The sequence below is a fragment of the Burkholderia sp. APQ4-4ca genome, assembly GCF_057837105.1.
In genome coordinates this window covers 1-508 of sequence record NZ_JBYQCG010000042.1, presented here as the reverse complement: position 1 = coordinate 508, position 508 = coordinate 1, and the positions used below count along the sequence as shown (strand labels likewise).

At 64.0% G+C, this 508-nt stretch carries 2 protein-coding genes; both read left to right on the top strand.

Going from position 1 to position 508, the window contains the following annotated elements; translation table 11 throughout:
- A partial coding sequence (locus tag AC3IFE_RS01585) for a DUF7716 domain-containing protein (protein WP_489189392.1) occupies window positions 1-89 on the top strand: 89 nt, incomplete at its 5' end.
- A gap of 100 nt (window positions 90-189) precedes the next feature.
- Window positions 190-508, top strand: a 319-nt coding sequence (locus tag AC3IFE_RS01580) for a hypothetical protein (RefSeq protein ID WP_489189391.1), incomplete at its 3' end; no start/stop codon positions are given.

The window sequence follows — 508 nt, the reverse complement described above, 5'->3', positions numbered from 1 at the left end:
CACACGACCAGATCGACGAGCCGAGCGTCGGGCAATTGCTCGACGCGTTCGTCTTCTACGTCGAGAACGACGCGTTTATCCTGTTCTGAGGGCGAGCCGGCGGCACGGCGGCATGTTTTGGTGTGGACGGTGCGAAATTGGCATCGGTTTCGAACGAATAGAGAACGCGTGATGTCGATCGGAGGCACGATGCGCGACCGGGATCTGAAGCCGTTCATCGTCGCGATTCGCGACATGGCCGAGCCGAATGCAGGTATCGACACGTTGGTGTGCGGTCATGCGGTATCCGCCGAGGACATGTCCGTCGACGCTGCCATTACCACGTGGTTCAACGCGCTCGATGGCGTCGATCTGTCGAGTCCCTGGACCGCCGACGACCTGCTGCTGTACGGCAATGCCGCGAGCCTCGCGGGTGGCCAGGTCGGTTATCGCGTCGACGCGTGCGGCCGGCGCCTTGCCGGATGGCACGACGACTGGACCGTGCTGGGCCAGCTGGGCGGCGATCCCG